The following is a 20,537-nucleotide window of genomic DNA, read 5'->3' on the forward strand; positions in this document are numbered from 1 at the left end:
TGAACAACATAACTATTATCCCTCACAGTAAATAATAAAATGCCCGGTAAAAACTTCCTCATTTCAAACAACCACAGGCTAAGATAACGCTAGCCAATCCCAAACAATCGTCTTGGACAACATCAAATACAGGGATTTTAGCCGCTTTAGCAACTAGCTCTTTCAGCTCTGAACGTTCGACATAGGCCGGCTCGTAATTATTTGTTTCGTACCGGTACTGAGGGTAAAACGGATTCACAGTGATGGCCAACAAAGGCAAAGGATTGCGATAAACGACTGAACTTCCCGCTTCCCTTATCTTAAGTAAAAACTCATGAATAAGACTGGGTTCATTGGGGATCAAAATCTTGGTCGGATCTTGCAGTACCCAGAGCATTACTGAAGCAAAAGGAATCTCCATCAATCGCCTCAGACACGATGGAGTGATTAAACCAGGGCAATAAAGCCCTACTGCCTGTTGTGCAACTCGTTCCAAAGGCTCAAGCTCACCTGGTTCAAGTAACGATTGAGTCGTTGCGGCTAGAATTTTATGATTCTTTCCCCATACTACCGTAGTGCCCGCATTTAATAACCCTTCTCGGACGAGATCCTGAGTCACGGGCAGGTAGTTACAAGCTTCAGCTAGATACTGAGCATCGAAAGCGACCTGTTGACTGTCAGGCTTATACGAGGCACCAGTGGCCAGAATAAGTCCGTCGGTTTCAACCATCGGTGCCATCCTATTTAAGGCTCCGTCCACAATGATTAATTCAGCACCGTGACGGTATAACCATTCACGAACTGTACGCAGATGTCGGGTCTGATTTGGCCCTGCGGTGACGACCAACCCTTCCCTTTCCACTTTAGCACATACCAATTTCCCCAATGGCGTCGGAATAGGGAGAGTCTCGATCACGCTGAGCTTAGCGCTGCTAACTTCCAGACAACGTGCGGCGGTCACCACTAAAACGCCACGGGGAACAAATAAACGAGGTTTGGGCAATCCTGTGACATTGTCCACGGATTCTCCGTCGTACCCAATACTAGTCAGGCCCAAATTAATTCTTTGCAAAGTGAAATAATTGAGCAAAGAAATTGTGGTTGTTGTTTTGCCCGTATTTTTAGCAGTTCCGGAAATTCCCAGTATTAACTGCCTGTGACTCATTGTTTTACGACAGTGTCCCTGCCGCTGCGTCCTGGATAGGCACCGTCTTCTCGGCTGCCCAAAACACCATCGTACAGGGCCTGGACAAAATCACCCTTAGCCACAACATCTGTCAAAACTTTATCAATACCCGTTACAATTTCGTCACGCCAAATTTCCATCTGTTTCGTCTGGGCAATCGTTGTATGGCCATAGAATCGTAAGGCTTCTGCCACTGCTCTCAAGGTGTCTATTTTAGAAGGCACGGTAATGGGACCACCAGAATAAGCCTCATCAGCTGAGGCAATTGTAACGGCATCAACTTCTAGCATTGATGCCAAAACTGCATGCATAGCTGTACTGGCCGATGATTGTACTCTGTCTTCCGTCTGAGTTAAGAAGCCAACTGGAGCACCCGGCCAGATCGGAGCCTCGACAATTTCCTTGAGAGCCATTATTTTGGCGGCATTAAACTCTACGTAATTGTCAGTCATTTGCCCGCCCACCATAACCTCTGGCGACTTGCAGAAAAGTGGCTGTAGAATTGGTTTGCCGCCTAGGCGAACGCCTAAGGCAGCCGTGATTAACATTCCGGCAAAGGCCTTAAAGGCGGGAACACCACACAATTCTTCGTTTGTCACGACATCAAACGGCATACCATATTTGACTGCAAAACGGATGGCTGCGATTGCGTCAACAGTAAGACGGGCGGGATCAGTGCCGGCCCCAAGAGAGCCGTAACAGATATTGATCTTGGTCAAATCTGCGCCAATCTTCCCGGCAAGTACTACAGTTTCCGGAGTATTCAGACCGCGGTGAGCCCTAATCTGCCACAGAGTGCTTTCTTCCAAGGCTCGTTTGATTCGGTTAAGATTAGCCGGAGTCAGAACCGTTCCATCCTCTTCATGGGTCAAGAAACCATCTAAAAGCCCTTCCGTGCGCGCTCCCCAGGAAGGATCGAAATGCACAACACCATCAGCACCCCAAGCTTCACTAACCTTAATATGACCAATATCCATAAACGGACAGCCTGTACCATATTGGTTGAAAACAAGGGGTTTCGCCCGTGCCGAAAGCTGCGGAACTTTCATGGTCTCTATTGTCCGAGCGACATAATCCTCGAGACCTACCACCTCTTCCTTGCTAAAGCGCCGGGTCTTGGAATGCAAGACTCCGTTCTCATAGAAGTTACGCACCATCTCGTCGCTGTGCTTAACATACTCTCGCTCGAACTTCGCCATCGGCTCATAATCACGCCAGCGATGAACATCCCAAAGCTCATCCCTGATTTCAGCCCGCCGTACACCGGGGGAGGTTTTGCCTTGAGCCCAAGTCAAAATCATGTCGGTGATCCGATCGAGTTTTTCTTTTATCCCTTGATGACGATAAGCGTAACTATAGCCTATGGTAAAGTCCGTCTTATGTTTAATCGTCCGCTGTTTGGCTTCAACATATTCCCTGTCCTCAACAAAGGCCACAGCTTCCTCCACAGTGGTACCTGGACCGAACCCGGCATCAAACCCAAGCTCAGCCGCCAGCTCAGGTCGAATGGCCATCCCACCAATGCCAACCTTGACTCGCTCTCGGATGCCTGCTGCATCGAGCAGGTCAACAAAACGGGCTAGAATTTCCGCTACTCCGTAACCTAAGGTACGGCTCACTAAGACAGTGTTCACGCTGGACTTGGCAATCTCCTGAATAACTTCTTCCACTGGCAAATCGGGAGGCAGAAGGATCGTCTCATGCCCTGCTTCTTCCAATCCCCGGCGGACCATTTTCAAACCAACATCATGAACGGGATCAAGCGGAATTAACATAATTTTCTGTTTGTTCATGACATCGAATCCTCCTTGTCCAGCGGTTTTAACCAGCCATAATAGTCCCCTGAACGGTGGACATACGCCCTGGCACGAATCCGTGATCCTGGGCCTTGGAATTGGCTGAAGACGATGTCTACATCGTTAAATCCCCAATCTTTCAACAATTGGATGATCAGTTTACGGCCTTCCTCTTCACTACTGCAGACGATGAATGTTTCAATATCAAGTCCATCCATAATCCGATCCAGAATCCTAGGCACGAGTCATCCCCTCCTGCTGTTTGGGTTTTAAGCTTAGACCAGTTTCTTAGCAAAAATTTTGCCCATTCCCGACTCTTCAACTTTGCTGTGAATAGCATCAGCATCCGTGCTGTATAAGCCCTTGTCTTGCATCCGTTTAAAGTAAACTGAACCTGAGAAAGTATATTTCTTGCCAAGTCCTTCGGGAGTCTTAACTTGCTCCTTGACATGGGCAATGGCATCGCCTATCGCCAAACTCTCAGGAACTATAACTAACTCCAGGCCTGCAACGTAACGTACGGCGTTGGTCCCAGCCAAGCCTCCCGTGACAACGGCTTCGGTATGGCCCACGAGTGGACCAGCCTTTTCTCCAGCGCAGAACAGATTGTCCACTCCGTCGACATGTAAGGCATTATCACGAGGAGACATTGCCATATAACGGACAGAGTTACCCAAGTCCCCGGCATAAGGATCCTCGTACCGAGCGTTTTCAAAACCAGGAATCTGGCGTAACATATCCAATGGATAATAGGCGGCCATTAACTTGGCGTGATCGGTATCCAAAAGAATGATGTTATCTGCAAACTCCTGCAAAGCGTACTGTTGGCAAGCCTTCTTGCCTAAACTTTCCGAACTCTTACGGAGATGTTCAGGAATTGGAACTACACAAACGCCCGTGCTGTTGAGAGTATTCCTAACGTCTTCACTTAACGACTCTTTCAAGAGTTTGCAGGAACCACTCATCGCACCCACTTGACCATCGGGCTTCTTACCGACGTATTCTTCGACACCGGCTTTAGCTGCTAAACTGACACGTCCGCCATAACTGTGACAACGGATAACACACATTCCACAGCCATTGCCATATTTGTTGCAATTTGCATAAGGCCCGGCGCTTCCGGTCGTATCCAGAAAGACGTCCCCACCAATTTTTTCACCGGAATCCAGAATCACTTCCACAATTTTTTTGCCATCCATTACAACGTCTTTGACACGGCTCTTCATTCTCAACTGAACGCCTTTTGCCTCCAACATTTTCTTGATAGCAGGTTCGATCTTCGCCACACTATAGAGAGTCGCGTGATTGTGCCCCGGAAAATTGATATTCTTGTGAGTTGCCACTTCGTCCACAACATGGAATATATCTCCCAAACCCATAGCAATGGCCTCTTCCGTAGCGGTCCAGCGTCCGTTGTTGCGCATAATTCCACCGACAAGACCCGTTCCGAGCAGCATGTCCGTTCTTTCTAGGACAACCACCTCTGCGCCGGCTTGGACAGCAGCCACCGCTGCACCGGTACCGGCCCACCCTCCACCAACTATTACTACTTTGGCCATTTTTCTGCCTCCTAAAAATCAATTAAAACAATGGCAGCATCGTTCGGCGAAAGCCAAGCCAATGCTGCCAGAACTTTAGTTGTCAAATCAATAACATTGAGCTAGTTGACCTATCCTGATTTTGTTGAGCACTAGGCATACAGTTTTTCCCGTTGTTTCTGAGGAAGTTTACAGAATGCCAGCATATTTACAGGTGATTTCAATCAAACGAACAAGAGCTTGTACACCCCAACGTGTTGGGAATTCCAGCAGGTTCCCATCCTCGTCGGTGGTTCCCAGGTCAGGGGAAATATAAATATTGCCATCATAAGCAACTGTCGGTACAACTCCCATGGGCCCCATACCTGTTTGAAATATATTAGTCCCTGAATACATGTCCTCAATGGAGAAGATAGGAATCCCCATTTTGCCATTCTTCCAGGTACCTTCATAGTTAACTTCAACCGCACGAGAATTGTAGGATTTGTTAATGATAATTCCATCTTGGAGTTGAGCCGGGAGTTTAGCAAATTCTTCTCTGATGATTTTTTCAAGCGCATCGACAGCATTAGTGTAAACTCCCGGATTGTCACGGAGAACTTTGAGAGTTTGAATTTGAGTTAGCAGGGCTTCTTTACCTGGATCAAAGCCGACAAAAGCAGCTTTTCCGTAAGAGGCGGTAGTTCCGTATCGGTCACCATGCATTCCCATGGAACGGCGGACAGCAACCATGTATTCTTCTTTGCCGATAATTAATCCACTCGTAGCAGCCGCCGATGCTTTGTCCATACTATAGATGATCACGTCGGCACCAGTTTTTCTGGGATCTGAACCAATAAACGGAACGCCCCAAGCATTGTCCTGCACATAAGGAATTCCATACTTCTTGGCAATCCTAGCATATTCCTTTTGCAGAAGCGGCGCACCATCACTATCTTTCTCAGCGTAACCATAACCAGGAGTCTCATAGGAAAGAGAGGTTATCCCTGTCAACATTTGTTTATGAATGTCAGCATGATATTCAACAGCTTGGGCAGTGGACTTAGCACAAACCTCAGTTAACAGAACTGAGGGATGATATTTAATGCCGTGGACATCATACTTGGCACCTTCCAGACGAACAACCACAGTGTCAGTATTGTTTTGCCGTTTGCCGAAAAATCCCAATTCACCAGGAGTGGTCCCACGGTCAGCAATCAGATCTTTATAACGAGCCGGGAAAGGACGTCCATAACCCCCCTGGTGATGCCAGTGTTTCTCGTAAGGAGCAATATAACGGGCGCGATAAGTATCGCCGACACCAGCGATTGACGGCGTAAACAAACTACCGAAAACTGCCCACAACCCTGCTTCACAAGTGCTTGTGGAGGCAACATCATACTCATCACCATAATAATCCTTAACAAGCTCTCTTATTTCATCAACCAATTTAGCCAGCGGCACGACTTCTTTCATACCTTTTTCGCTAGCTTCTGCAATATCACGACGGAGAGGAGCCGGGCAGCCTGAAACACCACCGGTTAAACCAAACTTCCCACGAACTTCGGGGGGAATGCCAATTTCATCAGCAGCTTTTTTAGCCTCGGCGTAGATGTTGGGTATATTGGCCTGGAGTTGTTTATACATTTGAAATTTGTATTTAGGTGTTGTCATTGTTCGACCTCCTTGAAATTTGTCTAGTTTGTTGAAAAACATTAATGCTGATTTATACCCTTACTCTTGGTTCTTTATAGGATCATTTCAATTTGACAATAATCTCAACTTCGACAGGCGCATCCAATGGCAATTCACTCACCCCAACCGCTGATCGGGAGTGACTTCCAGCATCACCAAAAACTTGTCCAAACAATTCCGATGCTCCGTTGACCACCTTAGGTTGAGCCGAAAATCCAGCGGCACTATTGACAAAACCAGTTACTTTAACAATCTTTTCGATGTTATCAAGACTGCCTGCAATCCCTTTTACCGCGCTCAGACAATTAATCGCGCAGATCTTGGCGGCTTCATAACCATCTGTTTCACTGACTTGGCCACCGACTTTTCCTTTATACTTTAATTCGCCATTGACAAAAGGAATTTGCCCAGAAGTGTAGATATATTTCTCGACCTGGACAGCGGGTACATAAGCTGCCACCGGCTTAGGGGTCGCGGGTAAATCAATACCCAATTCTTTAAGTTTTGCCTCAAACATTTTGACCACCTCCATATTTCATTACTCACCCGTAATCTCAGATTCAAGTTTTAAGTTTTTTTCTACTCCATCCGACCTAGTATCAGAAGCGAGAACTATGTTTAGATGGTTTGGTAAATGAGTCTCATCAAACCCTACGACTCGTCCTAAAACTTTATCCTGGCAGGTAAGCGTATCACCAACAGTCATGACTCCTCCAGCAGTAATTTCGATAAAACCGATATAGGCAATTTTATCGACTTTACTGCCGGGTCCGGCATTTTCCTGATCCGTTACGATTAATTCATGCACTTCATCTTTCAAGACTGCCCTTGAAATCGTCGGAATCAACTCTAGTCCGCGCTGTTCCAACTTACCCCTGAGGATAACTACTAACTTACCTTTGATCACCCTTTTAGCGGCATATGGGTTCTCACGAAAAAAACCCGCTTGATAGGGATCTACCATATGTGCTTCCTATACCTCCTCACATTCAGTTTCAATATTTACTCATCTATGGCGAGCTTAGCCGAGATTAGTATATCCTTCATTTAAATTTCAATACCTTCGTTATCATCTTCCACCGCACCTTTACTATTTATCCAAAACACTATTTTAAGAGAGTTTGTTTCTCATTTTTCTCAAGATATAAGTGGAAATAATAACTCTAAAAGTTAAAGAGAATAGCCTCATCGGCCATCCTCGACAAAGGAATTATGCATTTTAAAGGTTTGAGGAAACTATTTTATTCCCTGCTCCACTCCTTAATGAATTAACTCTTGTTTCATAGGGTACTGTACCCTTATTTTATTGTTCAAATGTCAGTGTGTTATTAGGAATCATTTAGGAAATATTCGATATTTATCGACATTTTATACAACTCAGTTTATACTTAATTAGGCTTGAGAATATTTAGACGGGAGTTAGAGTGTACATGCTTAATTTAAATAATTCACCCTACCGAAAGTGGTTCATTCTTGTTTCTGTTTCGCTAGGCATGCTCATGTGTTCTTTGGATGCAACAATCGTAAATATTAGCCTTCCTCAGATCACCCAATATTTCCACACCTCCATGGCTAACGTTGAATGGATAGTAATGATTTATCTTCTATTTATTAGCAGCTCACTGTTAACTTTTGGTAGACTTGGAGATATGTATGGCCATAAACCGCTCTATCTGATAGGATTTGCTATTTTTACTATTGCTTCAGCCTTAAATGGAATGTCCTATTCGATTCATTACCTAATTACGTTCCGAGCCCTGCAAGCCATTGGCGGAGGGATGCTGATGGCTGTCTCCCAGGCTATAATCGCAGCGACCTTTGATGTATCCCAACGTGGCAGGGCGATTGGGATGAATGCAGTCATCGTTTCTTTAGGCTTGGCTATGGGTCCCACCATCGGGGGAATCTTAGTGAGCAAATTCGGTTGGCAGGCCATATTCCTGGTTAATATCCCGGTAGGAATCATTGGCACACTGGCGGTTGCCTTGATCGTCCCCTATAAAAAGGGTACACCTCAGAAATTTGATTATCTCGGTGCCCTATCTTCGTTTATCTTCTTATCAACTTTTCTTCTCGGCCTTAGTTATGGTCAAGACTGGGGATGGGACTCCCTGTCTATTCTTGCCCTTTTCAGTGCATCAATTATCACTTTCTTAGTTTTTATCTTGGTCGAAAAAAATCACAGTTATCCGATGATTCAGCTAGTCTTGTTTAAAAACCGCCTGTTCTCGGCGGCTAACTTTGCTGCCATGTTGAATTATTTTACCCAATATATCATTATTTTTTTAATGCCTTTCTATCTTCTCAACTTGGTGCATATGAAGGCAAGTGATGCCGGACTACTCATGGGGGTTTTTCCTCTTACGGCGGCCATCGTAGCCCCATTTAGCGGTACCATTTCTGATCGCATTGGCTCCCGCTTCCTGACTTCATTGGGCATGGGATCAATTGGTTTAGCCATATTCATGTTAAGTACCACCAATGTCTTAAGCAATACGCCTTTGATCGTAGTATGTTTGGCTTTAGTAGGTGTCGGTACAGGGCTATTCGTGTCTCCAAACAACGCTGCCATTATGGCCAGTGTACCCAAAAGCATGCAAGGCATAGGCTCTGGAATGATCGCGACAATGCGTACCATTGGACAAGTGATGGGTGTTGCCGTTAGCGGAGCAGTTTTCAGCAACCGTCAGGCTGTTTATATGACTGTCCTGAAAATAGAGAATCTAAGTATTAGCCAGATAAACAATCAAAGTTTTATTTGGGCAATCCGGGATACCTATTTAGTCGCCGGGACAATTGCTTTACTGGGTGTCATTGTATGTTTAGTCCGGAGCAATAACTCACCCGTCCTAAAATAACTGTTTTTATTGTTCAACTTACAAGAAGTTAGTTTTCCCGTTTCTAATATGTCTAGGGTAAGATCTCCCCTAATCAAAGTTCTACTAGGGTTCTATGATGCAAATAACAAAACGGGGCTGTTGCAAAACAGGCGCACAAAAAAATAGTACATAAAAAATGCGCCTTGAAATGGCCTATTAAGCCTAATCCAGACGCATTTTCCTGTTTACGGGGCTACTGATCTGTGCATTTGCTCTTGCAAATTCATTTTGCGACAGCCTCGTTTATCTTTCCCTCATTTCTCGATAACGAACAAAGGTTGACCATATTCGACAGGTTGTCCATCTTTCACCATAATCTTGACAATCTTGCCTGCCGCGTCCGCCTCAATCTCATTCATCAGTTTCATAGCTTCGATAATGCAAACCGGTTGACCAACTTTGACCTGCAGCCCCAGTTTGACATAAGGAGCTGCATCAGATGAAGGCGCTTGATAAAATGTTCCTACCATAGGGGATGTAATCGTTTCTGTGACCCCTAAAACGACAGATTCTGGCGCGTTAGCCGGACCTACCTCCATACCGATTGCTTTTTGAGGCACTGGTGGAGGAGCCATGACCGGAATACCAGCAGCTCCACTAGATCCTTTGCTAATCGATACCTTTAGCCCTTCTTTTTCAAAGTTTAATTCGCTGATTTCAGTTTCATTCACACTCTTAATCAGTTCTTTTATATCATCTAAATTAAGTTTAGAATCTTCCTTAGTCAATAACTGAGGCTGAATTTTTGGGGTTTCAGGCAATTCCTCTTTAAGACTAACGCCCATTTTTCGTTCCTCAAAAAACTTCTTAGCAATTTGGGGAAATAAGGCATAACTGATAACATCTTCTGGAGAACAAGCAAATCCTGCGCTTTCTCGTTCTGCCTTAGCCAGTCCGGGTTCTAGTACATCAGCCGGTCGAACAGTCAGCGGTTCTTCATCTCCAATGATTTTCTTTTGAATTTCAGGATCGATAGGTGCTGGAGAACGACCATATAAACCGCGCACATAGGCCTTGACTTCCGCAGGAACTAGTTTATATCTGGCACCGCTCAGAACGTTTAATACGGCTTGAGTTCCGACAATCTGACTAGTAGGGGTGACCAGTGGTGGATAACCCAATTCCGCCCGGACCTTCGGAACCTCCTCTAACACATCATAAATGCGATCCATTGCCTTCTGTTCTTCCAGTTGAGTTATAAAATTAGTGATCATACCCCCGGGAACCTGATGTTCAAACACTTTCATATCCGAGATACGAGTTATACCTCGGTCAAAACCACGTTTTTTTCTGTGTGTTTCAAAATACTCTGCAATTTGAAACAACTGATGTAGATTCAGGCCCGTATCATACTCTGTTCCCTCGAACGCCCGAACAACGGTTTCAACCGGAGGTTGACTTGCTCCAAAAGCTAACGGAACACTCGCACTGTCGATCACATCTACCCCTGCTTCTGCTGCCTTCAAATACGTCCCAACTGCCATTCCGCCAATATAATGGCTATGCAAATGGATCATAATTCCTAACTCTTTTTTCAACAACTTGACCATTTCAAAGGCTTTAAACGGAGTGAGCAAACCAGCCATATCCTTGATGCATATGGAATCAGCACCAAGCTCTGCCAGTGCTGTGGCTGTTTCTAAGTAGTGTTTCAGCGTATGCACTGGGCTAATCGTATAAACAACAGACGCCTGAACATGTGCCCCTGCCTGTTTAGCGGCTTGAATAGGAACAACCATATTCCTAACATCATTTAACGCATCAAAAATACGGATTATATCAATTCCATTTTTCACACTCAGCGCTACAAATTCCCTTACAACATCATCCGAGTAGTGTGTGTACCCGACTAAGGACTGGCCTCTTAGTAACATTTGCAGTGGCGTCTTTTTAACTCGGCGTTTGATTTGCCGCAACCGTTCCCAAGGATCCTCACCCAAGAAACGCAAACAGACGTCAAAGGTAGCACCTCCCCATACCTCCAGAGAGAAAAATCCGACCTCATCCAAATCTGCTAGGATTGGCAGCATATCTTCAGTACGCATCCGAGTGGCCCAAAGGCTCTGATGAGCATCCCTCAAGGTGGTATCCGTAATCTTGACTGGTTTCACTGCCATTACCCCTCTCTGAATTCTCCTCACTTTTGAGAATTCATACAAATAAATCTTGTTCAAATCACATTCCACCTGTGAGAGACAATAGTACTCTCCATGAGTACATATTATATATACTTATGCTTCATTTTTCAACAAAATTAACATAAATATACTGTATTTTTAATGTCCGCAACCTCTAAAACTAGTAGATGCAAAAGGAGTCCATCCCTAGCATATCGGATAGACTCCTTTACTGTGTTACTTTCGTTAGAATCTTACCGACCACAATTTACATCATAATCGAGACCAATGCTCCCGAAGTCCTAATTATCCCAATCTGACCTATAACCCTTAGACTCGAGTTACTGCTCTCCGTATTTGAATTCTGCAAGACGCTTGTAAGATTCATAGCGCTCCTTAGCATGAGACTCGGCAACAGTAAACATTTCATCTGCAGTTTCCGGAAAGACGGTCGCTAAAGAGGAATAGCGGATTTCTCCCAGTATAAACTCTTTGAAAGGAGTACTCGGTTCACGCGAATCCAACAGGAATGGATTTTTACCTTCCTCTTTTAACAGTGGATTATAGCGATAAAGATGCCAGTATCCTGCCTCAACCGCTCGTTTTCCCTCCAGGATAGAAGTAGCCATACCTGACTTGATCCCATGATTTATACAAGGTGCATAAGCAATGATCAAGGACGGTCCCGGGTAGGCCTCAGCCTCAGCAATCGCTTTAATAGCCTGATTCATATTGGCACCCAGGGAAATTTGGGCAACATAAACATAACCGTAGCTCATGGCCATCATTCCCAGATCTTTTTTCCGGATCTTCTTGCCGGCAGCGGCGAACTTAGCAATAGCTGCAGTCTGAGTTGACTTAGACGATTGACCGCCGGTGTTAGAATATATTTCAGTATCTAAAACTAGAATATTGACATCATCACCCGAGGCAATAACATGGTCTAAACCACCGTAACCTATATCATACGCCCATCCGTCCCCACCGATAGCCCATTGAGATTTTTTGACTAGGAAATCTTTCCGAGCCAGAATTTCTTGGAAAAGGGGATCTTCCACTCTGTTCTCTGCTTGGATAGCCTGCACTACTTTTGTAGATAAAGCCCTGGAAACTTCGCCATCATTAAAATGATCCAACCACTGATGGAATGCGTCTTTTGTCTCTTCTTGAAGTGGCGTCTGCAATGCTTGCCCGATAAGGTCCGCCAACTTCTCGCGGTTATGTCTGATCCCCAGGAACATGCCGTAGCCGTACTCGGCGTTGTCTTCAAATAAGGAACTAGCATAGGTTGGGCCATGTCCGTCAGAGTTTGTCGTATAGGGTACGGAAGGCGCACTTCCCCCCCAGATCGATGAACAACCGGAAGCATTGGCAATCATCATACGATCACCATAGAGTTGGGTTAGCAACTTGACATAAGCCGTTTCTCCGCAACCTGGGCAGGCTCCGTTGAATTCAAACAACGGCGTGGCAAACTGGCTCCCTTTGACTGACTTGATGTCCATTAAGTTCCGTTTTTCTTTCACAGTCATGGCGTATTCCCAGTTAGCCTTTTCCAGCTCAATTTCCTGTTCAGCAGGTTTCATGATGAGTGCTTTGCCTGGAGCCGGACAAATTTCAGCGCAATTGCCGCAACCGGTACAATCCAATGGGCTGATCTGAATTCGGTAATGTAAGCCATCTAAAGCCTTGCCGACAGGTTTTTTGGACTTAAATGATTCAGGAGCCTGCGCAAGTTCGTCATCATCTAAGAGGAAAGGACGAACCGTGGCATGCGGGCAAATGTAAGAACATTGATTGCACTGAATGCACTCGTCAATTTGCCACTCTGGAACCATGACAGCAATACCACGTTTTTCATATTTCGTTGTACCGACTGGGAAAGTGCCGTCTTCTACACCCTCAAATGTACTAACCGGAAGTTCATCCCCCTCATGACGAGCCATTCTTTTTTGCACATCCCTAACAAAACCCGGCTCACCACTTATGGCATCAGCTATGCTTTCGTCCTTTGTCCCTGCCCAAGACGCTGGAATATTCACTTTGTGCAAAGCTCCCACACCTTGGTCGACAGCACTCCAGTTCATATCCACGATCTTTTGCCCTTTTTTTCCATAGGTTTTCACGATTGAGTCCTTTAAGTATTTGACAGCATCATCCACAGGAATCACATTGGAGAGTTTAAAGAAAGCCGACTGCATAATCATATTAATGCGTCCACCAAGTCCGATTTTACGAGCGATTGAGATAGCATCAATCGTATAAAATTGGATGTTATTATTAGCAAGATAACGCTTAAGCTTCTCTGGCAGATGCTCTTCTAGCTCAACCTCAGTCCATGGACAATTGAGAACGAAAATTCCATTCTTCTTCAGGCCTTTGATGAGATCATACTGATACAGGAAGGATTTATTGTGGCAAGCAACATAATCTGCGCTAAAGACTAAATAAGAGGACTTAATAGGCGTTTTACCAAAACGCAAATGAGAGATCGTTGTGCCCCCAGATTTCTTGCTGTCATACTCAAAATAACCTTGGGCATATAAATCGGTATTATCACCGATTATCTTAATAGCTGACTTATTGGCCCCCACTGTACCATCGGAACCCAAACCCCAAAACTTGCAGCTGATTGTCCCAGCAGGAGTCGTTTCGACAACCCCTTCATCTGGCAACGATGTATGGGTAACATCATCCACAATCCCTATAGTAAAGTGATTCTTGGGCTCGGTTTGGGTTAAATTCTTAAAGACCGCCAGAATTTGGGCTGGATTACTGTCTTTCGAGCCTAAGCCGTAGCGCCCTCCGACGATAACAGGTTTCACCTTCTGATCATAGAATACATTCACAATATCTTGATATAAGGGCTCTCCCAGAGAACCGGGTTCTTTGGTTCGGTCAAGGACCGCGATTTTCTGTGCACTCTTGGGCAGGACATTCAGCAAGTGTTTGGCCGAGAAGGGGCGATAAAGGTGAACTTTTAAAATCCCTACTTGGTTACCCGCTGCATTGAGGTAATCAACAACTTCTTCCGCTGTATCACAAACAGAACCCATGGCCACGATTACCCGATCGGCATCAGGCGCACCATAATAGTCAAAAAGATGGTACTCACGGCCAGTCAGGCTCTTGAGCTGTTGCATATAGCTTTCAACGATATCGGGAAGCGCATCATAAAAAGGATTAGCTGCTTCACGACCTTGAAAGTAAATATCTGGGTTTTGTGCTGTTCCCCGAAGAACCGGGCGTTCTGGATTTAAGCAACGATCTCTAAAGTCCCGGACTGCTTGAAAATCGACCAATTTAGCAATATCTTGAAAGTCAATGATTTCAATCTTCTGGACCTCATGCGAAGTTCTAAACCCGTCAAAGAAGTGTAGGAAAGGCACGCGTCCTTTGATTGCCGATAAGTGAGATATGTAGGCTAAATCATGCGCTTCCTGAACGTTGGCTGAAGCCAGCAAGGCAAACCCTGTTTGCCGACAAGCCATGACATCCTGATGATCTCCAAATATTGACAAAGCGTGGACTGATAAAGCTCGAGCACTAACATGAAAAACCCCTGGCAAAAGTTCACCGGCAATTTTGTACATATTCGGAACCATAAGCAGCAAACCTTGAGATGCTGTATAGGTTGTCGTCAAAGCCCCAGCTTGGAGCGAGCCATGGAAGGATCCTGCCGCACCAGCCTCAGACTGCATTTCCACAACCCTTACAGACTGGTCAAATAGGTTCCTTCTATCATGAGCAGACCATTCATCCACTTCTTCTGCCATCGGGGAAGAGGGAGTAATCGGAAATATCGTTGCAACTTCAGTCAAAGCATACGACGCCATAGCCGCCGCCTGATTCCCATCCAATGTTTTCATAGATTTAGCCACTCCAACAATCCTCCTTAAATAAACTCTGTTCTTAATTCTCCATCTAAACTTATCGCAACGTAACCGCTCATCATGGATGAGCAACGATTAGCTAAAGTATATGCACTTTCATTACATTGCACAATCGCGAATTTCCAGTAAATTTCGTTATTTCAGTCTTTGAGCAATGTTAAGTGCACATTTTTGATATATTTCTTAGTATATCATTATTTTTCTCTATTTTTCAACGATTCGGACTATATTTTAGCAATGCTCCAATACCTTTTAACGTCTAGAATAAGGCTCTCAATGTGTTGAATCATCGCCCGCTCAGCCTGATCAGGATCACGTAACTTAATAGCTTTGACAATCTCACTGTGACCTACGACCAACTCCCCGCCCACCTGAGTCCGAATGTACTCAAGAATAGGAGACAGCTTCGCATCATGTCTAATTAAGTCCAAGGCAGCCGCCAGAACTTTATTTTTACCAGCAGAAGCTATAGTCTTATGGAACTTGACATCATGTTCCGCCGTTAACTGTTTCCGAACTGAAAGCTCTTGCTGTTCTAGCAACACAGTTTCTAATAACTTTATTTCTGCTTCAGTGGAATATAACGCTGCCAAGCGTGCCAATTCTCTCTCAATTGCTTTACGAGCAGTCAAAATGTCCAGAAGATCCTTTTCCTTAAGCGATTCCAATATTTCAATAAATTGGTTCCCAAACCTTCTCAGTTCCTGGAGATTTTGCATTCGAACTAATTCTTCTCTGCCCCAATTCGTAATTATTCGCCCTTGAAAGCCTAATTTTTCGGTCATATTCTTTTTATCCAGTTGACTTAAGATCCGCCCAACCGTAGCCTCGCTAACATTGAACCCTTTAAGATGCATAGACTGGCTTAACTGACCGGAACCAAGCGGTTCTGCTTTTTCAGCTAAAACCGTTAAAATCTCATAAACATAATTATCATTTTTTCTAGGCAAGTAAATCACTCCCATTTAAGTCCCTCATCTCAGATGAGCTGTCTGGATTACATCTTTACCTCAGACAACACTGCGATAACATTTTTAAGTATAGCACTATTCGCCCTTCACATGTGCTACATTTTCCACTTCCTCATCTGAATAAATCCGGTCTTATCCACTATTCTCTCTCTTATTACAGTAATAATTTTTGATAAGCTACAACAACTATTGCTGTAATAATTAAATTGAAATAGTTTCATAAGTTGAATTTATTAACTAAAGCAACGGCACTTTTGATTTATTTGCCAAGTGCCGTTGCCTTTTTATTTCTATAATGATGTATTTTGTTTGATTTCATCATTCAGATAATCTGAATAGGCCATACCGCTCTAAGTCAATCGACTCAACATCGCCGTTTCCCAGCACATCTAACCGAGGCTGTCAGTGAGCTTAAATGTCTAAAAGCGGCGTGACAATCACGCCGCTTTTAGACATTTACGTGTGCGCCATATATCCGTTTTGCTTGTCTCAGCCTTCTGAAAAAGGTGATATAGCATTAGGCTATTTCTTAACTGAACTCCTGTACCTTTTGACATCTGAAATAAGACTATCAACATGAAATATCATAGCGATCTCAGCCTTATCAGGGTCACGCTCCCTAATAGCCTTTACAATTTCGCTATGATCGTTGACTAGTTCTCCCTCAACTTCGGTACGTATACGTTCAAGAATAGGTGAGAGTTGGGCATCATACCCAATTAACTCCATTGCAGCTGCTAAGACTTTGTTTTTTGAAGCCTTAGCCAATAACTTATGAAACTTAACATCATGTTCTGCAGATATACGTTCCTTAACCTCATACTGCCCTTGTTCCGTGACCATATCCAGCAATAATTGAACTTCATCTGCATTAGCATTAAGAGCCGCTAGTCTAGCTAATTCTCTTTCAATAGCCCTTCTAGCTACAAGGATATCAACAAGATCATCAATCTTTGTCAATTCTAAGGTTTCAATAAACTGATTACTGAAGATTTGACGTTTTCGCAAAGTTTTTAGTTCTGCCAACATTACACGTCCTACTTCAGTAATAGTTCGCCCTTGAAAGCCAATCCTTAAGGTCCAATTGTCCTGATCCATTTGCCTTAAAATACGACCAATTGTTGCTTCACTCAATTCGACCCCTTTTGAAACAAAAAGCCGACTTAATAACCCAGATCCAACCGGTTCAGAGCTTTGTGCCAAAAAAGAAAGGATTTCAATTTTGTAATTTTCAGTGTCACCGTGCAAACCAATCACCCCAAATCAAATTCGGATCCTTAATCACCTTTATTGATTTAGAATATCATCATTGTATTCCAGTATCAAATATTATATTAGCTAAGTTAGTACAACTATCATTAACTATATCGAATACAGGGACATTAGCTAATGAAGTAACCTCTTGCAGCAATTGTCCCTTGTCAATGTAGGCCGTTTCGTAATTATCGGATTCATATCTATATCTTGGATAAAAGGGATTTACTGTTATAGAGATTAAAGGCAGTCTATGCTTATAACCTAAAACTGATCCCTCTTGTTGTACCTTGGTCATGAAATCATGGGTAACCTTTAAATCGTTACCAACGATAAGTTTTATAGGGTCTGAGAAAATATACGTCATTCCTCGTGGAAATGGGATCTCTATGAGTTTTTTAAGGCATTGCGTAGTAATAAGGCCCGGACAATATAAGCCTCGAGCATCACTGGAGTGATTAAAAAAAGGGCGTAATTGTTCTGGATTCAACAGTAAATCATTGACCTCCGCCACAATCTCACCCGAACTATTCCAAACAACGGTCGCCTGAGAGTCAAGTAATTTTACCCAGGCAGGATCTTTAAGCAAACCTTTAGCACTTTGAGGGTAATTACATATTTCGGCCAGGTAATGAGCATGGATTGCCACCTGATGGCTATCCAAGTTATATGAAGCACCTGTCGCCATGATAAAACCATCGGTTTCTACCATAGGGGCAATTCTACCTAAGGCTCCATCCACTATAATTAGTTCTGCACCATATGAAAACAGTAAGTCACGTACATTCTTTAAGTGATAGCTTTGATTAGGTCCAGCCATTACAATGAGTCCCTCACGCTCCACTACTGCACAAACAAGTTTGCCAAGGGGAGTATCTATACCTAAATTTTCCAGAATCTTTATTTTAGCACTACTCGCTTGGAGGCATTTTTCTGCAGTTACAATCAAAAGTCCTTTTCGGACAAATAACCTTGGTTTCGGCAATCCGGTCACATTATCAATAGTCTCTCCATCATAGCCGATACTAGTCAGACCGATTTTTACCCCCTTGGTATTGTAATAATCTAATAAAGAGAGCGTAGTGGTCGTTTTTCCTGTATTCTTGGCAGTTCCCGCGATGCCAATTGTTTTCCTAGCGATCATATCGTTGTGACAGTGTCTTTGCCGTTACGGCCTGGATAAGCACCGTCCTCCCGGTTTCCTAAAATTCCTTCATATAAAGATTGAACAAAGTCCCCTCTTTCTACTATTTTATCCAATACGCTATCTATCCCAGAGACAATAGAATCTCGCCAGACTTCCATTTGTGGCGTTGAAGCAAGAGGTGTTTGACCGAAGAAGCGGAAGGCTTCACTGACTGCCCTCAAGGTATCTATCTTCGAAGGAACGGAAATTGGACCACCAGAATAAGCTTCGTCTGAAGAAGCGATCGTTACTGCGTCAACCCCAAGCATTGCTGCTAAGCTAGCATGGAAAGCAGTACTTGCTGACGATTGGACACGATCTTCAGTTTGAGTTAGAAATCCTACAGGTGCACCTGGCCACATTGGAGCATCAATTATTTGTCGCAAGGCCATAATTTTAGCGGCATTAAATTCTACGTAATTATCCTTCATTTGGCCGCCAACCATGACTTCAGGTGATTTGCAAAATAAAGGCTGAAGAATTGGTTTCCCACCTAAACGGATACCCAAAGCTGTAGTAATGAGCATTCCGGCAAAGGCCTTATAGGCAGGTACGCCACATAACTCTTCGTTGGTTACAACGTCAAACGGGAGGTTATATTTGGCAGCATAACGTATGGCCCAGATACCATCTACAGTCATCCTTGCCGGATCTGTCCCTGCACCAAGAGAACCATAAGCAATATTTATTTTAGTTAAATCAGCACCTATTTTGCCAGCTAAAACAATCGTTTCCGGTGTATTTAAACCTCTGTGCGCCCGCACTTGCCAAAGAGTGCTTTCTTCTAAGGCCTTCTTAATACGATTCAAATTAGCAGGAGTAATTACCGTTCCATCCTCCTGGTGTGTAAGAAACCCATCTAAGAATCCTTCTGTCCTAGCCCCCCAGGAAGGGTCAAAGTGCACAACTCCATCAGCACCCCAAGCCTCGCTCACCTTAATATGGCCAATATCCATAAACGGGCAACCCGTTCCATATTGATTAAATACCGACGGTTTTGTGCGGTTATGCTGAAGTTTAGGTGTTTTAATAACTTCTTGAGTTCTGCGGACATATTCCTCTGAACTATTGATTTCTTCTTTTGTAAAGCGTCGGGTTTTCGGATGCAAAATTCCTTTTTCATAATAGTTTTTGCCTAGATCATCACAATACTGCTTATATTCATTATAAAAGTCAGTCATAGATTCGTAGTTACGCCAGCGTTGCACATCCCAGAGTTCTTCCCGAATAGCGGCTCTTTGGACACCGGGCGAAGTTTTGTTAGCCGCCCAATTCAGGATCATATCTACAATTAAATTCAGTTTGGCTTGGATACCTGCATGCCGGAAAGAATATGAATATCCTTCAGCTAGATCTCTTTTGTTTTTTACTACTTTTTGAGAACCTTCGACATATTCCCGCCTTTCGACAAAAGCTAATGCTTCTTCAACCGTAGTACCTGGACCAAATCCGGCATCAAATCCTAATTCAGCGGCTAATTCTGGTCGAATGGCCATACCACCAATACCCAGATTTATCTTGCTTCTAACTCCGACGACATCCAGAAGATCCACGAAATTAGCCAATAATTCAGCGACTCCATAACCTAATGTTCTACTCACTAAGACAGTGTCTGATCTTTGTTTGACGATTTCCTGAACAATTTCGTGGACGGGTAAATCGGGCGGCAATAAAATTGTTTCATGCCCAGCCTCGTCTAAACCTCGACGTATCATTTTTAATCCCACATCATGCACCGGGTCAAGCGGAACTAGTAATACTCTTTTTCTACTCATGGCGTCTTACTCCTCATTTCCAAGTTCAAGCCAGCCATATACGTCCCCTGAACGGTGGACGTATGCCCTAGCCCTTATTCTTGAGCCTGGACCTTGATATTGACTAAACACAATATCAACATCTTTGAAACCCCACTCTTTGATTAACTGAACCATTAATTTGCGGCCTTCTTCGTCGCTATTGCACACCAAAAAAGTTTCAAAATCTATGGCGTCCATAATTCGATCCAAAATCTTGGGCATAAGCCACCTCCTCTGCAAATAATGCCCTATGATATGAAACAATTTT

The 20,537-nt window shown here is 43.9% G+C and carries 15 protein-coding genes; 1 reads left to right on the top strand and 14 read right to left on the bottom strand.

The features are described from left to right. Positions 1 to 58: 58 nt before the first annotated feature. The 7 genes from DOT_RS27655 to DOT_RS03635 form a co-directional block, all read right to left on the bottom strand. Complete coding sequence (locus DOT_RS27655) at positions 59 to 1,144, bottom strand: hypothetical protein (RefSeq protein WP_009614311.1); 1,086 nt, start codon at positions 1,142 to 1,144, stop codon at positions 59 to 61. Further along, positions 1,141 to 2,958 carry a cobalamin-dependent protein gene (locus tag DOT_RS03610; RefSeq protein ID WP_009614313.1) on the bottom strand — a complete coding sequence of 606 codons (1,818 nt, stop codon included), beginning with the start codon at positions 2,956 to 2,958 and terminating at the stop codon, positions 1,141 to 1,143. Before DOT_RS03610 ends, DOT_RS27655 begins: the two co-directional genes overlap by 4 nt. Next, on the bottom strand, positions 2,955 to 3,203 hold the full coding sequence (locus DOT_RS03615; RefSeq protein ID WP_009614314.1) for a hypothetical protein: 249 nt from the start codon (positions 3,201 to 3,203) through the stop codon (positions 2,955 to 2,957). Before DOT_RS03615 ends, DOT_RS03610 begins: the two co-directional genes overlap by 4 nt. A gap of 33 nt (positions 3,204 to 3,236) precedes the next feature. Beyond that, on the bottom strand, positions 3,237 to 4,520 hold the full coding sequence (locus tag DOT_RS03620; protein ID WP_009614316.1) for an FAD-dependent oxidoreductase: 1,284 nt from the start codon (positions 4,518 to 4,520) through the stop codon (positions 3,237 to 3,239). 168 nt (positions 4,521 to 4,688) lie between these two features. Continuing rightward, positions 4,689 to 6,152, bottom strand: coding sequence for a hypothetical protein (locus DOT_RS03625; protein ID WP_009614318.1), 1,464 nt, complete (start codon positions 6,150 to 6,152; stop codon positions 4,689 to 4,691). Positions 6,153 to 6,234: 82 nt separating this feature from the next. Beyond that, positions 6,235 to 6,690, bottom strand: coding sequence for a RidA family protein (locus tag DOT_RS03630; protein ID WP_040411146.1), 456 nt, complete (start codon positions 6,688 to 6,690; stop codon positions 6,235 to 6,237). Between the two features lie 21 nt (positions 6,691 to 6,711). Further along, positions 6,712 to 7,137, bottom strand: a complete 426-nt coding sequence (locus DOT_RS03635; protein WP_009614320.1) for a hypothetical protein — start codon at positions 7,135 to 7,137, stop codon at positions 6,712 to 6,714. Between the two features lie 466 nt (positions 7,138 to 7,603). On the opposite strand from DOT_RS03635, the gene DOT_RS03640 reads away from it, so the two are divergent. Continuing rightward, positions 7,604 to 9,031: an MFS transporter gene (locus tag DOT_RS03640; RefSeq protein WP_009614321.1), complete on the top strand. Its 1,428-nt coding sequence runs from the start codon at positions 7,604 to 7,606 to the stop codon at positions 9,029 to 9,031. Between the two features lie 275 nt (positions 9,032 to 9,306). Here DOT_RS03640 and accB read toward each other — a convergent pair whose 3' ends face one another. The 7 genes from accB to DOT_RS03675 all read right to left on the bottom strand — a co-directional run bounded on the left by accB (position 9,307) and on the right by DOT_RS03675 (position 20,491). Continuing rightward, positions 9,307 to 11,163: an acetyl-CoA carboxylase biotin carboxyl carrier protein gene (gene accB / locus DOT_RS03645; protein WP_009614327.1), complete on the bottom strand. Its 1,857-nt coding sequence runs from the start codon at positions 11,161 to 11,163 to the stop codon at positions 9,307 to 9,309. Between the two features lie 347 nt (positions 11,164 to 11,510). After that, entirely contained in the window at positions 11,511 to 15,050 is a 3,540-nt protein-coding gene (nifJ, locus tag DOT_RS03650; RefSeq protein WP_009614329.1) for a pyruvate:ferredoxin (flavodoxin) oxidoreductase, read from the bottom strand. A 236-nt stretch (positions 15,051 to 15,286) separates the two neighbouring features. Continuing rightward, the gene (locus tag DOT_RS03655; protein ID WP_242833762.1) at positions 15,287 to 16,012 is read right to left on the bottom strand and encodes an FCD domain-containing protein; all 726 of its coding nucleotides are present in this window, start codon (positions 16,010 to 16,012) and stop codon (positions 15,287 to 15,289) included. Between the two features lie 543 nt (positions 16,013 to 16,555). Then, positions 16,556 to 17,281: an FCD domain-containing protein gene (locus tag DOT_RS03660; protein ID WP_009614334.1), complete on the bottom strand. Its 726-nt coding sequence runs from the start codon at positions 17,279 to 17,281 to the stop codon at positions 16,556 to 16,558. 58 nt (positions 17,282 to 17,339) lie between these two features. Then, complete coding sequence (locus DOT_RS03665) at positions 17,340 to 18,431, bottom strand: hypothetical protein (RefSeq protein ID WP_009614339.1); 1,092 nt, start codon at positions 18,429 to 18,431, stop codon at positions 17,340 to 17,342. Then, positions 18,428 to 20,248 carry a cobalamin-dependent protein gene (locus DOT_RS03670; protein ID WP_009614340.1) on the bottom strand — a complete coding sequence of 607 codons (1,821 nt, stop codon included), beginning with the start codon at positions 20,246 to 20,248 and terminating at the stop codon, positions 18,428 to 18,430. Before DOT_RS03670 ends, DOT_RS03665 begins: the two co-directional genes overlap by 4 nt. 6 nt (positions 20,249 to 20,254) lie before the next feature. Beyond that, positions 20,255 to 20,491 carry a hypothetical protein gene (locus DOT_RS03675; protein ID WP_009614342.1) on the bottom strand — a complete coding sequence of 79 codons (237 nt, stop codon included), beginning with the start codon at positions 20,489 to 20,491 and terminating at the stop codon, positions 20,255 to 20,257. Positions 20,492 to 20,537: the final 46 nt, after the last annotated feature.

Origin of the sequence: Desulfosporosinus sp. OT (genome assembly GCF_000224515.1) — a bacterium.
Classification (GTDB): Bacteria; Bacillota; Desulfitobacteriia; order Desulfitobacteriales; family Desulfitobacteriaceae; genus Desulfosporosinus.

Excerpts from the sequence above, each read along its gene's own strand:
- DOT_RS27655 (WP_009614311.1), bottom strand. The coding sequence starts at position 1,144 with ATGAGTCACAGGCAGTTAATACTGGGAATTTCCGGAACTGCTAAAAAT.
- DOT_RS03610 (WP_009614313.1), bottom strand. The coding sequence starts at position 2,958 with ATGAACAAACAGAAAATTATGTTAATTCCGCTTGATCCCGTTCATGAT.
- DOT_RS03620 (WP_009614316.1), bottom strand. The coding sequence starts at position 4,520 with ATGGCCAAAGTAGTAATAGTTGGTGGAGGGTGGGCCGGTACCGGTGCA.
- DOT_RS03625 (WP_009614318.1), bottom strand. The coding sequence starts at position 6,152 with ATGACAACACCTAAATACAAATTTCAAATGTATAAACAACTCCAGGCC.
- DOT_RS03630 (WP_040411146.1), bottom strand. The coding sequence starts at position 6,690 with ATGTTTGAGGCAAAACTTAAAGAATTGGGTATTGATTTACCCGCGACC.
- DOT_RS03635 (WP_009614320.1), bottom strand. The coding sequence starts at position 7,137 with ATGGTAGATCCCTATCAAGCGGGTTTTTTTCGTGAGAACCCATATGCC.
- DOT_RS03640 (WP_009614321.1), top strand. The coding sequence starts at position 7,604 with ATGCTTAATTTAAATAATTCACCCTACCGAAAGTGGTTCATTCTTGTT.
- DOT_RS03665 (WP_009614339.1), bottom strand. The coding sequence starts at position 18,431 with ATGATCGCTAGGAAAACAATTGGCATCGCGGGAACTGCCAAGAATACA.
- DOT_RS03670 (WP_009614340.1), bottom strand. The coding sequence starts at position 20,248 with ATGAGTAGAAAAAGAGTATTACTAGTTCCGCTTGACCCGGTGCATGAT.
- DOT_RS03675 (WP_009614342.1), bottom strand. The coding sequence starts at position 20,491 with ATGCCCAAGATTTTGGATCGAATTATGGACGCCATAGATTTTGAAACT.